The organism is Luteimicrobium xylanilyticum, assembly GCF_009429125.1.
GTDB classification, from domain to species: Bacteria; Actinomycetota; Actinomycetes; order Actinomycetales; family Cellulomonadaceae; genus Luteimicrobium; species Luteimicrobium xylanilyticum.
Genome location: NZ_CP045529.1, coordinates 1,611,991 through 1,623,940 on the forward strand (window position 1 = coordinate 1,611,991; position 11,950 = coordinate 1,623,940).

The 11,950-nt window shown below is 73.9% G+C and carries 13 protein-coding genes; 10 read left to right on the forward strand and 3 right to left on the reverse strand.

What is annotated here, in order from left to right; translation table 11 throughout:
- Nucleotides 1–72: 72 nt before the first annotated feature.
- The 10 genes from KDY119_RS07090 (at nucleotide 73) to KDY119_RS07135 (ending at nucleotide 10,175) form a co-directional block, all read left to right on the forward strand.
- Entirely contained in the window at nucleotides 73–639 is a 567-nt protein-coding gene (locus tag KDY119_RS07090) for a TetR/AcrR family transcriptional regulator (protein WP_036951419.1), read from the forward strand.
- Nucleotides 636–1,622 carry a tRNA pseudouridine(55) synthase TruB gene (truB, locus tag KDY119_RS07095; RefSeq protein ID WP_227994555.1) on the forward strand — a complete coding sequence of 329 codons (987 nt, stop codon included), beginning with the start codon at nucleotides 636–638 and terminating at the stop codon, nucleotides 1,620–1,622. The genes KDY119_RS07090 and truB overlap by 4 nt, the downstream gene beginning before the upstream one ends.
- Before the next feature lie 74 nt (nucleotides 1,623–1,696).
- Entirely contained in the window at nucleotides 1,697–2,701 is a 1,005-nt protein-coding gene (locus KDY119_RS07100; protein WP_153022114.1) for a bifunctional riboflavin kinase/FAD synthetase, read from the forward strand.
- A gap of 7 nt (nucleotides 2,702–2,708) precedes the next feature.
- Nucleotides 2,709–3,557, forward strand: coding sequence for a MerR family transcriptional regulator (locus KDY119_RS07105; protein ID WP_153022115.1), 849 nt, complete (start codon nucleotides 2,709–2,711; stop codon nucleotides 3,555–3,557).
- Between the two features lie 34 nt (nucleotides 3,558–3,591).
- Entirely contained in the window at nucleotides 3,592–4,560 is a 969-nt protein-coding gene (locus tag KDY119_RS07110) for a transglutaminase-like domain-containing protein (RefSeq protein WP_153022116.1), read from the forward strand.
- Between the two features lie 143 nt (nucleotides 4,561–4,703).
- Nucleotides 4,704–4,973: a 30S ribosomal protein S15 gene (rpsO, locus tag KDY119_RS07115; protein WP_036944307.1), complete on the forward strand. Its 270-nt coding sequence runs from the start codon at nucleotides 4,704–4,706 to the stop codon at nucleotides 4,971–4,973.
- 261 nt (nucleotides 4,974–5,234) lie between these two features.
- A complete protein-coding gene (locus KDY119_RS07120; RefSeq protein WP_036951415.1) occupies nucleotides 5,235–7,496 on the forward strand; it encodes a polyribonucleotide nucleotidyltransferase in 2,262 nt (753 codons plus the stop codon).
- A gap of 1 nt (nucleotide 7,497) precedes the next feature.
- Nucleotides 7,498–8,835, forward strand: a complete 1,338-nt coding sequence (locus KDY119_RS07125; RefSeq protein WP_036951414.1) for a M16 family metallopeptidase — start codon at nucleotides 7,498–7,500, stop codon at nucleotides 8,833–8,835.
- 67 nt (nucleotides 8,836–8,902) lie between these two features.
- Nucleotides 8,903–9,706, forward strand: coding sequence for a 4-hydroxy-tetrahydrodipicolinate reductase (gene dapB / locus KDY119_RS07130; protein WP_083890919.1), 804 nt, complete (start codon nucleotides 8,903–8,905; stop codon nucleotides 9,704–9,706).
- 10 nt (nucleotides 9,707–9,716) lie between these two features.
- Nucleotides 9,717–10,175 (forward strand): hypothetical protein, encoded by a 459-nt coding sequence (locus KDY119_RS07135; RefSeq protein ID WP_085998043.1) that lies wholly within the window; start codon nucleotides 9,717–9,719, stop codon nucleotides 10,173–10,175.
- 23 nt (nucleotides 10,176–10,198) lie between these two features.
- On the opposite strand, the gene KDY119_RS07140 is transcribed toward KDY119_RS07135, so the two are convergent.
- From KDY119_RS07140 to KDY119_RS07150, 3 genes are read right to left on the reverse strand one after another with little or no spacing between them, the layout of a single operon-like run.
- Entirely contained in the window at nucleotides 10,199–10,519 is a 321-nt protein-coding gene (locus KDY119_RS07140) for an AzlD domain-containing protein (RefSeq protein WP_153022117.1), read from the reverse strand.
- Nucleotides 10,516–11,241 (reverse strand): AzlC family ABC transporter permease, encoded by a 726-nt coding sequence (locus KDY119_RS07145; RefSeq protein WP_036951413.1) that lies wholly within the window; start codon nucleotides 11,239–11,241, stop codon nucleotides 10,516–10,518. The genes KDY119_RS07140 and KDY119_RS07145 overlap by 4 nt, the downstream gene beginning before the upstream one ends.
- 51 nt (nucleotides 11,242–11,292) lie before the next feature.
- Complete coding sequence (locus tag KDY119_RS07150) at nucleotides 11,293–11,907, reverse strand: TIGR00645 family protein (RefSeq protein ID WP_036951412.1); 615 nt, start codon at nucleotides 11,905–11,907, stop codon at nucleotides 11,293–11,295.
- Nucleotides 11,908–11,950 lie beyond the last annotated feature (43 nt).

Consider the following 11,950-nt stretch of genomic DNA (forward strand, 5'->3'; position numbering starts at 1 on the left):
AAGAAGATGGAAGGCATCGACTGATTACTTCGACTCGTCGCACGCTAGTAATCGACTGATAACCTGTCAAGCATGAGTACGCGCATGACCGCGGACGAGCGCCGCGAGCAGATCCTGGACGCCGCGACGACGGCGTTCGCCGAGCACGGCTACGCCGGCACGACGACCGACGAGGTGGCGCGCGCCGCCGGCGTGTCCCAGCCGTACGTCGTGCGGCTGTTCGGCTCCAAGCACGACCTGTTCGCCGCGGTGCTCGCGCGGATCTGCGGCGCGATCATCGCGAGCTTCGAGCGCGTCGAACCCGGGCCCGACGCCGCGCGTGCGCTCGGCGACGTGTACGTCCGGCTGCTCGCCGACCGGGACAAGCTCCGCGTCCTCATGCACGGCTTCGTGTCCGGGTCCGACCCGACGTTCGGCCTCCAGGCCCGCCGCACCCTCGTCCGCGCGTTCGAGATCTTCAGGGAGCTCACCGGCCAGGGCGACGAGGCCGCCCGCAACTTCGTGGCCTCGGGGATGCTCATCAACGTGCTCCTCGCGGCCGAGGCGCCCGAGCACGCCTCCGAACCGGGAGTCGGCGAGCTGCTCGCGTGCGCCGTCGGCGCGGACGCGGCCGCCGAGCTGATCACGGACGCCGCGTGACGACGTCGGCCGGGCGCCCGCTGCGCGCCGAACGCCCGCCCCGCCGGCCCACCGCACCCGACGGCCTCGTCGTCGTCGACAAGCCGCAGGGCTGGACGAGCCACGACGTCGTCGGGCGGATGCGCCGCCTCGCCGGGACCAAGAAGGTCGGTCACGCGGGCACGCTGGACCCGATGGCGACGGGCGTGCTCGTCGTCGGCGTGGGCCGTGCGACGCGGCTGCTGACCTACGTGGTCGGGGCCGAGAAGGAGTACGTCACGACGGTCCGGCTCGGCGTCGCGACCACCACCGAGGACGCGGAGGGCGAGGTCACCGCGACCACTGACGCGGGCGCCGTCACGGCCGACGCCGTGCGCGCCGCGGCGGCGACCCTCACCGGGGACGTGCTGCAGGTGCCGAGCGCGGTGTCCGCGATCAAGGTCGACGGCGAGCGCGCGTACGCCCGCGTCCGCGCGGGGGAACAGGTCGAGCTGGCCGCGCGCCCGGTCACGATCTCGGCCTTCGAGATCGAGGACGTCCGGCCGGGCCCTGACGTCCCGACGGGCGGCGGCGCCGTGCACACCGTCGACGTCGACGCGCGCGTCGTGTGCTCGTCGGGCACGTACGTGCGTGCGCTCGGGCGTGACCTCGGCGCCGCGCTCGGCGTGGGGGCGCACCTCGTCGCCCTGCGCCGCACGCGCGTCGGTGGGTACGACCTCGCGGGCGCGCGCACGCTCGAGCAGCTCGAGGCGCAGGCCGACGCCGACGGCGTCCTCGCGACGCTCCCGCTCGCCGACGCCGCCCGCGCGACGTTCCCGGTCCGCGAGCTCGACGACGACGACGCCGCGGCGCTCGGCCACGGTCGCGCCCTGCCGGCGGCCGGCGAACCCGGGGTGCACGCCGCGATCGGCCCGGACGGGACGCTCGTCGCGCTCGTCGAGGACTCGAAGGGCAAGGGCGGCCTCCTCGCGCGTCCGGCCGTCGTCTTCGCGGCAGCGGGGTGAGCGTCCGACCGGTCGCCGCCCCGACCCGGGCGCCGATTCCGCGCGCACCCCGGCGAGGTGGCAGGCTGGTCCCCGTGCTGCGCTGGACCGACCTCGCCGAGGTGCCCGCCGACTTCGGCCCCACCGTCGTCACCATCGGCAACTTCGACGGGGTCCACCGCGGCCACGTCGCGGTCTGCCGGGCGATCGCGGAACGCGCGCGCGAGGAGCACGCCCGCGCGGTGGCGGTGACGTTCGACCCGCACCCGGTCGCGGTGCACCGGCCGGACGAGGCGCCCGAGCTCCTCACGGGGGTCGCCGACCGGCTGGAGCTGCTCGCCGAGACGGGCCTCGACGCCGTGCTCCTGCTGCCGTACTCGCTCGAGTTCGCGCAGCAGACGCCCGACGAGTTCGTCCGCCGCTACCTCGTCGAGGGCCTGCGGGCGCGGCGGGTCGTCGTCGGGCGGGACGTACGGTTCGGCCGCGGCAACGCCGGCACGCTCGACACGATGATCGAGCTGGGGGAGCGGTACGGGTTCGTCGTGGAGGTCGTCGGCGACGTCGGGCAGACCCCGCACGACGGGCACGCGCGCTGGTCCTCGACCTACGTGCGCGAGCTGCTCGCCACCGGCGACGTCGCGGCCGCGGCCGCGGTCCTGGGCCGGCCGCACCGGCTGCGCGGCGTCGTCGTGCACGGGGACGCGCGCGGGCGCGAGCTCGGCTTCCCGACGGCGAACCTCGGCCCCGCCGCGGACGGCACCCCCGTCCAGGGCATGGTCCCGGCCGACGGCGTCTACGCCGGCTGGTTGCGGCGTCCGGGCCGCGAGACGGACGCCGTGCTCCCGGCGGCGGTCTCGATCGGCACCAACCCCACGTTCGACGGCGCCGAGCGCCGCGTCGAGGCGTACGTCCTCGACCGCACGGACCTCGACCTGTACGGCGAGGAGGTCGTGCTCGAGCTCGTCGAGCGACTGCGCCCGACGCTGCGCTTCGACGGCCCCGACGCGATCGAGCGCCTCGTCGCGACCATGCACGACGACGTCGCCCGCGCACGCGTCGCGCTCGGCGTCGCCCGGCCCGCGTCGCCCGCCGCCGGCTGAGCGGACCGTGGCCGACGGGCTGAGCACGGGGGAGATGGTCCGCGCGTCGGGGCTGTCGCCCAAGGCGCTGCGCCTGTACGACGCGAACGGGCTGCTCGTCCCGGCGCGCGTCGACCCGGTCACGGGGTACCGCACGTACGAGCCGTCGCAGGTCGCGCGGGCTCGCGCGATCGGCCTGCTGCGCCGTCTCGACCTGCCGCTCGCGCGGATCGGCGAGCTCCTCGACGGCCCGCCCGAAGCGCTGCGGCCCGCGCTGCTCGCGTGGTGGGACGAGCGACGCCTGGCGCTCGAGAGCCAGCGCGGCGTCGTGGACCTGCTCGCCGCGCCGTCCGACCCTCGGGCCGGAGGCGCCGCCGACCCGGGTGAGCGGCCGGACCCGTCGCGGCTCCGCGCCGCCGTCGGACGCGTCCAGCGCGAGGCACGGACCGTGGCGTGCGTGACCGACGTCGTCGAGCAGGCGGCGCTCGTCCCGGCGTTCACGTCGGCCGTGCTGACGGTCCGCCAGGAGCTCGCCCGCCAGGGTGTCGCGTTCGGCGCCGAGTTCTGGGTGGTGTTCCACGAGCGGGTGCACCCCGGGGAGGCGGGCCGGATCGAGACGTGCGTGCCGTACGACGGCGCGGCGCGGCCCGCCGGGGACGTCGCGTTGCGGCTCGAGCCCGCCCGGCCCGTCGCGAGCATCCCGGTGCCCCCTGCCGACTGCCGTTACCCGGCGATCCTCGCCTACTACGACGCGCTCCTCGCCGCGGGGCCCACCGGGGGCGGTCCCGTCGGGCCGCCGCGCGAGGTGTACCCCGTGCCCTGGTCCGACGACGTCGCCACGGTGGCGCGGATCGAGGTCCCCGTCGCGGGGTGTTGACCCTGCCCCAGGGGCAGGGCCCAGCCTGGGGCGCATGGACATCCTCGACACCCTGGAGAGCCTCGGAGCCCCGTCGGGCGCGGACGGCGTCACGCCGCCGAGCCTCGGCGACTGCGCCACGCACAGCCCCTTCAGCGAGCCGGGCGCCCATGCCGCGCTGCTCGACGCGGTCGGCACGGAGCCGGAGTCGCTGCACCGGGCCGTGACCCGCACGATCCTGCACTACCGCGGCGAGGCCGACCGGCTCACGGACACCCAGCTCCGCGACGTCGACTCCCGCTGGGTCGCCACGATCCTCGACCGCGCGACCGAGCGGCAGCCCGGGCCGCTCGACGCGGTGCGCCCCGACGCGTGCGTCGTCGGCGGCTGCTGCCGCGACCACTCCCTGCTGTCGGTCGCGATCCTGCGCCAGCACGGCATCCCTGCGCGTACGCGGCTCGGGTTCGCGGGGTACTTCGAGGCGGGGTACTCGCACGACCACGTGGTCGCCGAGCGCTGGGACGGCGAGCGCTGGGCACGGTTCGACCCCGAGCTCGGGCAGGACGGCTTCCCCTTCGACGTGCACGACCTCCCGACCGGCGAGGGCTCTGTGTTCGAGACGGCCGCCGAGGCGTGGCTGGCATACCGCGCCGGCCGGACCGACCTGGCGACGTACGGCGTCGCGCCCGGTGCGGTGGGCCTCGAGGGACCGGCGTTCGTCCAGCGGTACGTGCTCGCGGACGTCGCCCACCGGCACCGCGTCGAGACGCTGCTGTGGGACGGGTGGGGCGCCATGGTGCTGCCGGGCGAGGAGCTCGGCGACGCGCAGCTCGCGCTCGCCGACGAGCTCGCGGTCCTCACCGTCGAGGCCGACGGCGACCCGGACCCGGCCGGCGACGCCGCGACCGCGCTCGCGCGGCACTGGGCGACGGACCCGCGCGTCAACCCGCGGGGCCACGTCCGGACGTACTCGCCCCTCGATCCTGCGACCGCACCTCGGCAGGTGGACCTGACGACCCGGTAGGTGGGCGGCCTCACCGCCCGCTCGGTTCGGAGCGGCGCCGTCCCTGCTGGTAGACTCGGGTTGCCGTTTCGACCGGCCGCGGACTGAGAGCGCCCAGGTGGACATGCCCTGGTGCACCGCGCAACGAACATCCAAGGAGAACTGTGCCCCTCGACACCGCCACCAAGCAGCGCATCATTTCCGAGTACGGGACGTCCGAGGGCGACACCGGTTCGCCGGAGGTTCAGATCGCGCTCCTCACGCAGCGCATCAACGACCTGAACGAGCACCTCAAGACGCACAAGCACGACCACCACAGCCGTCGTGGTCTGCTCCTGCTCGTCGGCCAGCGCCGTCGTCTGCAGGCCTACCTGCGCAAGACCGACATCGACCGCTACCGCAGCCTGATCGAGCGTCTCGGTCTGCGCCGCTGATCCACCCCGGCCCGGCCCGGTCCCTCGCGGACCGGGCCGGACCGGTATCGGGCCCGCTCCCGCGGGCCACCACCATCCCGCCGCCCCGACGCCACGTTCGGTCCTCGGTAGTGGGCCCCGGACCCGCCACTCGTCCTCGGACGGGTCGCCGGCTCCGTGGACCTCGATCGAAGACCGCCTGGCACCGGCCGGGAGGAGGGCGCGCGTCGTGCGTGCCCGCCGTCCGGCCAGGGGTGGCCTTCGAAGATGAGGAGGGCACCCGTGGAGGGTCCCGAGATCCAGTTCGCCGAAGCCGTCATCGACAACGGCCGCTTCGGCACCCGCACCGTCCGCTTCGAGACCGGGCGCCTCGCCCGCCAGGCCGCGGGCTCCGTGGCCGCCTACCTCGACGGCGAGACGATGATCCTGTCGACCACGACGGCCGGCAAGCACCCCAAGGACCAGTTCGACTTCTTCCCGCTGACGGTCGACGTCGAGGAGCGGCAGTACGCCGCCGGCAAGATCCCCGGCTCGTTCTTCCGCCGCGAGGGCCGCCCGTCCACCGAGGCGATCCTCACGTGCCGCCTGATCGACCGCCCGCTGCGCCCGCTGTTCGTCAAGGGTCTGCGCAACGAGGTCCAGGTCGTCGAGACCGTCCTCGCCGTCCACCCGGACGACCCGTACGACGTCGTCGCGATCAACGCGGCCTCGATCTCGACGCAGATCTCCGGCCTGCCGTTCTCCGGCCCGGTCGGCGCGGTCCGCATCAGCCTGATCGACGGCCAGTGGGTCGCCTTCCCGCGCTACTCGGAGAGCGCGCGCGGCGTGTTCGACATGGTCATCGCGGGCCGCATCGTCACGAACGAGGACGGCGAGTCCGACGTCGCGATCGCGATGATCGAGGCCGAGGCGACCGACGAGTCGTGGAAGCTCATCAAGGAGCAGGGCGCCACGGCCCCGACCGAGCAGGTCGTCGCCGAAGGCATCGAGGCCGCCAAGCCGTTCATCCGCGCGCTCGCGGAGGCTCAGGCCGAGCTCGCCGCGAAGGCCGCCAAGCCGACCGCCGAGTTCCCGCTCTTCCCGGACTACCAGCCCGACGCCTACGCCGCGGTCGAGGCCGCTGCCGCCGCACGCCTGGGCGAGGCCCTGTCGATCGCGGACAAGCAGGACCGCGAGAACCGCCTCGACGAGATCAAGGCCGAGGTCCAGGGCGAGCTCGCCGAGGAATTCGCGGGCCGCGAGAAGGAGATCTCCGCCGCGTACCGCTCGGTGCAGAAGGCGCTGGTCCGCCAGCGCATCCTCACCGACGGCTTCCGCATCGACGGCCGTGGCCTGCGGGACATCCGCACGCTGTCGGCCGAGGTCGAGGTCGTCCCCCGCGTGCACGGCTCGGCGCTGTTCGAGCGGGGCGAGACCCAGATCCTGGGCGTCACCACGCTGAACATGCTGCGCATGGAGCAGCAGATCGACTCCCTCGGGCCGGTCACGCGCAAGCGCTACATGCACAACTACAACTTCCCGCCGTACTCGACCGGTGAGACGGGCCGTGTGGGCTCGCCCAAGCGTCGCGAGATCGGTCACGGCGCGCTCGCCGAGCGGGCCCTCGTGCCGGTGCTTCCGTCGCGCGAGGAGTTCCCCTACGCGATCCGCCAGGTCTCCGAGGCGCTGGGCTCCAACGGCTCGACGTCGATGGGCTCCGTCTGCGCGTCGACCCTGTCGATGCTCAACGCCGGCGTCCCGCTGCGCGCGCCGGTCGCCGGCATCGCGATGGGCCTCGTCTCCGACCAGGTCGAGGGCAAGACCCGCTACGCGGCGATGACCGACATCCTGGGCGCCGAGGACGCGTTCGGCGACATGGACTTCAAGGTCGCCGGCACGAGCGAGTTCGTCACGGCGATCCAGCTCGACACGAAGCTCGACGGCATCCCCGCCTCGGTGCTCGCGGACGCGCTGACCCAGGCCCGTGACGCCCGCCTCACGATCCTCGAGGTCCTCGCCGAGGCGATCGACGTCCCGGACGAGATGTCCCCGAACGCGCCCCGCGTCATCACGGTGAAGGTCCCGACCGACAAGATCGGCGAGGTCATCGGCCCGAAGGGCAAGATGATCAACCAGATCCAGGAGGAGACGGGCGCCGACATCTCGATCGAGGACGACGGCACCGTCTACATCGGCGCGACCGACGGGCCGTCGGCCGAGGCCGCCCGGGCCGCGATCAACGCGATCGCGAACCCGCACGTACCCGAGGTCGGCGAGCGCTTCGTCGGCACGGTCGTCAAGACCACGTCGTTCGGCGCGTTCATCTCGCTCTCCCCGGGCAAGGACGGACTGCTGCACATCTCGCAGATCCGCAAGCTCGTGGGCGGCAAGCGCGTCGAGGCCGTCGAGGACGTCCTGTCGATCGGGCAGAAGGTCCAGGTCGAGATCGGCGAGATCGACCCGCGCGGCAAGCTGTCGCTCCACGCGGTCGTCGAGGAGTCCGCGGACGAGAAGTCCGAGGGCGCGTCCGACGACGCGGCCGCGGCCGAGAGCACGAACGACTGACGTGCCGTACGCACTCCCGCTCGTCCCGTCCGGCGCCCCCGGCACGGACGGCGAGCTGATCGCCGGGCAGGACGGCGCGACCATCCGTCGCACCGTCCTGCCCGGCGGCGTGCGCGTCATCTCCGAGCACCTGCCCGGCCAGCGCTCCGCGTCCCTCGGGGCGTGGATCGGGGTCGGGTCGCGCGACGAGACGGACGGGCACTACGGCTCCACGCACTTCCTCGAGCACCTGCTGTTCAAGGGCACCGTCCGGCGCACGGCGCTCGACATCGCCGAGGCGTTCGACGCCGTCGGCGGCGAGGCCAACGCGGCCACCGGCAAGGAGCACACGTGCTACTACGCGCGCGTGCTCGACACCGACCTGCCCATGGCCGTCGACGTGATCGCCGACATGGTGACCTCGGCGGCGATCGACGCCGACGAGCTCGAGACCGAGCGCGAGGTCATCCTCGAAGAGCTCGCGATGAACGACGACGACCCGTCGGACGTCGTGCACGAGCGCTTCTCCGAGACGGTCCTCGCGGGTCACGCGCTCGGCCGCCCCATCGGGGGCACTCCCGAGACGATCCGCGCGGTCCCGCGCGACGCCGTCTGGGAGCACTACCGCTGGCACTACCGGCCCGAGACCCTCGTCGTCTCGGCTGCAGGCGGCGTCGACCACGACGCGCTCGTCTCCCAGGTCGCCGACGCGCTGGTCGCCGGCGGCTGGGACCTGGATCCCGCGCGGGCGCCCCGGGCACGACGGTCGAGCGATGCCGGTGACACGTCGGGCATCGGCACCGAGCCCCGCGAGCTCACCGTGCGCCGTGCCGTCGAGCAGGCCAACGTCGTCATCGGCTCGACGGGCATCTCCGCGACCGACGACCGCCGCTTCACGCTGTCCGTGCTCAACGCCGTCCTCGGCGGCGGCATGAGCTCGCGCCTGTTCCAGGAGATCCGCGAGAAGCGGGGCCTCGCGTACTCCACCTACTCGTTCGCGTCCGCGCACGGCGGCCTCGGGACGTTCGGTCTGTACGCGGGCTGCGCGCCCGCGAAGGTCGACCAGGTCACGAAGATCCTGGGCGAGGAGCTCGACCGGTTCGCCGACGACGGCATCACCGACGCCGAGCTGCAGCGCAGCGTCGGGCAGCTCTCGGGCGGCCTCGTCCTCGGGCTCGAGGACTCGGGCTCGCGCATGAGCCGGCTCGGCAAGGCAGAGCTCGTCTACGGCGAGCTCATGACGCTCGAGGAGTCCCTCGAGCGCATCCGTGCCGTGACGGCCGACGACGTCCGCGAGCTCGCGGCGGACCTCGCGTCCCGCCCGCGCTCCGTGGTGCGCGTCGGCCCGTTCGGCGACTGAACTCCAGGAGGCGGGCTCCGACCGTGTCCGCCGAGATGCCCGTAGAGACCGACCGGAAGGTGACCGCGTGACCGACCATGTGACCGACGAGGGCACCCCGGCGACGTACTCTCCGCTGCGCGTGGCGGTGCTCGGAGCCGAGGGCCGCATGGGCCGCACCACGTGCGACGCGGTCGAGGCCGCCGCCGGCCTCGAGCTCGTCGCCCGCGTGACCCGCGGGGACGACGTCGCGCAGGCGCTGGCCGACTCGGGCGCGGACGTCGCCGTCGACTTCACCCGACCCGACGTGACCGAGGAGAACGTGCACGCCGCGCTCGACGCGGGCGTGCACGTCGTCGTCGGGACGACCGGGTGGACGGCCGAGCGGCAGGGGCGGGTGCGCGAGCACCTGGCCCGCCGGGCGGCAGAGGGCCTCGACCTCGGCGTGATCGTCGCCCCGAACTTCGGGCTGTCCGCGGTCCTCGCGATGACGTTCGCCGCGAAGGCGGCGCGCTACTTCGAGTCCGTCGAGGTCATCGAGCTCCACCATCCCGACAAGCTCGACGCGCCGAGCGGAACCGCGACCCACACGGCGCGCGCCGTGGCCGCGGCCCGGGCCGCCGCGGGTGTCGCTCCGAGCCCGGACGCGACCGAGTCGGGCTTCGGGGCCCGGGGCGCCGACGTCGACGGGGTGCGCGTGCACGCGGTGCGCCTCCGTGGGCTGGTGGCGCACGAGGAGATCTTGCTCGGCAACGTGGGGGAGCAGCTCGTGATCCGTCAGGACTCGTTCGACCGGGTGTCCTTCATGCCGGGCGTCGTGCTCGCGGTGCGCGAGGTGGGCCGACGGCCCGGGCTCACGGTCGGCCTCGAGCACGTGCTCGACCTGGACTGAGGGGCCCGACGTGCGCAAGGGACTGCTCGGGGCGCTGCTCGCGACCGCGGTGCTGGTGATCTACGCGTTCGCGATCGGGCGCGCCGTCGTCGCCCTGCTCGGCTCGGGCAGCGCGGTGGGGATCGTGATCGGCGTGTGCCTGATCGTCATCCCGTTCCTCGCGCTCTGGTACATCGGGCGGGAGTGGTGGTTCGCCGTCCAGGTGCAGCGGCTGGCGAACGAGCTGCACGCCCAGGGCGGGCTCCCCGTCGACGACCTGCCGCGCTCGCCCGGCGGCCGGATCGACCGTGCGGCCGCCGACGCGCAGTTCGTGCTGCGGCGGGCGGAGGCCGAGGCGGCGCCGGACGACTGGCGGACCTGGTTCAACCTGGGGTTCGCCTACGACGCGTCGGGGGACCGCCGTCGGGCGCGCGAGTCCCTGCGTCGCGCGGTCAAGCTCCACGCCACCGCGGCGTCGTCCGCGACGTAGGCCCCGGCGCGGTACTTCGCGCCTCAGGGCATGCCCGCGGCGCGCAGCAGCGCGGCGGTGAGGGCGGCGAGCACGACGACGACGATGAACGGCGCCCGCAGCAGCAGCGCCACCGCAGCCACGCCGAGGGCGGGGAGGCGGGCGTCGACGACGAGCTCACGCCCGGACGCGACGGTCTGGACGGCGACGAGCGCTGCGAGCAGGGCGACGGTGACGAGCGCGGCGGTTCGCGCGACCCGCGGGTGCGCGGCCCACGACCCGGGCACGACGTGCCCCGCGAGCTTGAGCGCGAGGCACACGGCGCTCCCGGCGAGGACGGTGATCCAGATCGTCGTCGGGCTCATCGGGACCCACCCTCGGCCGTGGCGGGGTTCGCATGCGAGCGACCGCTCCACCACCCGACGACGACGGCGAGCACGGCTGCGACCAGCACGGGCACCCCGCTGGGAACCGCGGGCGTGAGGATCACCGCGACGACGACGGCGCCCGCCGCGACGTAGCGCGCGAGGGCCGTGCGCAGGCGCGGCCAGAGCAGGGCGAGGAACGCCGCGGAGGCGGCGGCGTCGAGCCCGTAGCGTTTCGGGTCACCGAGCGCGTTGCCGGCGAGCGCACCGGCGAGCACGAACGCGTTCCAGAGCACGAACACCCCGGCCCCGGTGAGCCAGAACCCGACGCGCGCGAGGCGCACGGTGGGCTGCGCGGTGGCGACCGCGGTGGACTCGTCGATGGTCAGGTGCGCGGCGAGCACCCGCCGCCACGACCGGACGGCGAGGAGCGGCGAGAGCTGGACGCCGTAGAACCCGTTCCGGATGCCCAGCAGCCCCGCCGTGGCGATCGCTGACGCGGCCGAGCCACCGGTGCCGACGATCCCGACGAGCGCGAACTGCGAGCCGCCCGAGAACATGAGCAGGCTGAGCACGACGGCCTGCCACACGGACAGCCCGGCCACGACCGCGAGCGCTCCCAGCGAGATCCCGTACAGCCCTGTCGCGACGGACACGGAGAGCGCCTGCCGGACGACGGCCCGCTCGTCGGGCGGCGTCGTCGGGCGGGCGGAGCGGGGCACCCGCCGAGCCTACCCAGCGTGGTGCGAGCTCCGTGCGCCCCACGGCGACCGTCAGTGCTCGGCGTCCGCCTCGTCGCCGCGCTGCGCGTTGGCGGCGCGCTGGTGGGCGGTGAGGGAGAGCCGGTCGATCCACGCGAGCGCGAGCGCCGAGAAGACGAAGGCGAGGTGGATGATCGTCTGCCACATCATCTGCTCGGCGCTGTACTCCTTGGAGCTGATGAACGTGCGGAGCAGGTGGATCGAGGAGATGCCGATGATCGACATCGCGAGCTTGGTCTTGAGCACGTTGGCGTTGACGTGGCTCAGCCACTCGGGCTCGTCCGGGTGGCCCTGGACCTGCAGGCGGGACACGAAGGTCTCGTAGCCGCCGATGATCACCATGATGAGCAGGTTGGAGATCATCACCACGTCGACCAGGCCGAGGACGGCGAGCATGATGTCGGACTCGTCGACGCCGTGGTGACCCACGAACACGCCCTCGGCGAGGTGCCAGAGCTCCTTGAGGAACTGCCAGACGTAGATGGCCTGCGCGACGATCAGGCCGAAGTAGAGCGGCGCCTGCAGCCAGCGCGACGCGAAGATCGCGTAGCCGAGCCCGATGGTGGGCGGACGGCGGCGGGCCGGGGCGGGGGAGTCGGGGGTCGGGCGGTCGAGGACGTCGGCCACGGGGCTCTCCTGGTCTCGGGGAGGCGCGAGTGTAGCAAGGTGA

Bases quoted from the DNA above. Each gene is read 5' to 3' on its own strand.
- KDY119_RS07140 (WP_153022117.1), bottom strand. From the start codon at position 10,519: ATGAGCCCGACGACGATCTGGATCACCGTCCTCGCCGGGAGCGCCGTG.
- KDY119_RS07110 (WP_153022116.1), top strand. From the start codon at position 3,592: ATGGACATCCTCGACACCCTGGAGAGCCTCGGAGCCCCGTCGGGCGCG.
- KDY119_RS07090 (WP_036951419.1), top strand. From the start codon at position 73: ATGAGTACGCGCATGACCGCGGACGAGCGCCGCGAGCAGATCCTGGAC.